This window comes from Oleiphilus sp. HI0066 (assembly GCF_001635725.1).
Map to the genome: position 1 here is coordinate 1 of NZ_LWFH01000238.1, position 1,588 is coordinate 1,588.

General features: G+C 44.5%; 1 protein-coding gene. It reads left to right on the forward strand.

Going from position 1 to position 1,588, the window contains the following annotated elements; all coding sequences use genetic code 11:
* Positions 1–140 precede the first annotated feature (140 nt).
* Positions 141–1,493 (forward strand): glutamine synthetase family protein, encoded by a 1,353-nt coding sequence (locus A3738_RS03800; RefSeq protein ID WP_068475939.1) that lies wholly within the window; start codon positions 141–143, stop codon positions 1,491–1,493.
* Positions 1,494–1,588: the final 95 nt, after the last annotated feature.

The window sequence follows — 1,588 nt, forward strand, 5'->3', positions numbered from 1 at the left end:
TCAGCATTCCACAACTTACATTTGGATTAGCGCTTCAGTGGCACCCTGAGTGGCAAGTTACTCAAAACCCAATTCAACATAAATTATATGAGGCCTTTGGCGCAGCGTGTAAAACACGTCAGCAACGCTAATCGAATTACATGCAAAAAATCATCAATTGGTTAACCGAAAACAATATCACTGAAGTCGAGTGTATTACGCCAGACCAAACAGGTATTGCTCGCGGTAAAATAATGCCTACAGAAAAATTCATCGCAGAGGCAGGTATTCGCTTGCCAGAATCTGTCATGCTGCAAACAGCCACTGGCGACTACCCGGATGACGAGCTCTATTACAATCTTTTAGACCCTGCTGATATCGACATGATTCTAAAACCAGATGAATGTGCGATGTTTTCTGTTCCTTGGGCATTGGAGCCTTCGGCGCAGATCATTCACGATTGTTTCGATGGTGCAGGCAAAGAATTTCCATTATCTCCGCGTGCCATTTTGAAGAAAGTACTCGCCTTGTTTGATGAGAAAGGTTGGCAACCAATTGTTGCACCTGAGGTTGAGTTATACCTTACTAAGCGCTGCACGGATCCGGATCTTCCATTGGTTCCACCTGTTGGTCGAAGTGGTCGACAAGAGTCTGGTAGACAATCATTCAGCATTGACGCGGCGAACGAGTTCGATCCAATTATCGAAGATATCTACGACTATTGTGAATCGATGAACTTAGATATCGATACAGTTATTCATGAAGAAGGCCCTGCACAGCTTGAATTCAACTTCCGCCATGGAGACGCCTTGCACCTCGCTGATCAAGTATTTGTGTTTAAGAGAGTCGTTCGCGAAGCGGCATTGAAACACAAAATTGATGCGACGTTTATGGCGAAGCCGATTGAAGGCGAGCCAGGCAGTTCGATGCATATTCACCAATCTATTATCGATAAAAAGACTGGCAAAAACATTTTCTCAAATGAAGATGGCGATGCGTCTGAAAACTTTTATCACTATATTGGCGGCCTTCAAGAATATATCCCACAAATGATGCCGATTTTTGCGCCAAACGTGAATAGCTATCGCCGTTTCCAAAGTGGTGAAGATGGCAACGCTCCTGTAAATACTGAGTGGGCAGAAGAAAACAGAACTGTAGGGTTAAGAGTTCCTCAAGCAAATGCCGCTGCGCGCCGTGTTGAAAACCGCTTACCGGGCTCTGATACCAACCCATACCTGGCACTCGCGGGCAACTTGTTATGTGGCTACTTAGGCATGATGAAACAGATTAAGCCGAGAGACCCTGTTGTCGGGCGCCACAACGAAGTAGATGCACCTTATCTACCGTTAAATTTGGAAGCGGCACTAGAAGCGATGTCAAATTGCGATGACATCAAAACCTTCTTAGGCGAAGAGTTTGTGGATGGTTTTATTGGGACTCGCTGGGCGGAGTATGAAGGCTTTAAGCGCGTAATTAGTTCTTGGGAACGTGAATTTTTGCTATCAACGGTTTAATTATGACACAAGATCGAGTTGTTAAAGTCGCTGCAGTACAAATTGCTTGCAGTTGGGATCGCCAAGATAATTTGAATAAATTAGAAAAGATGATT

Excerpts from the sequence above, each read along its gene's own strand:
- A3738_RS03800 (WP_068475939.1), top strand. The coding sequence starts at position 141 with ATGCAAAAAATCATCAATTGGTTAACCGAAAACAATATCACTGAAGTC.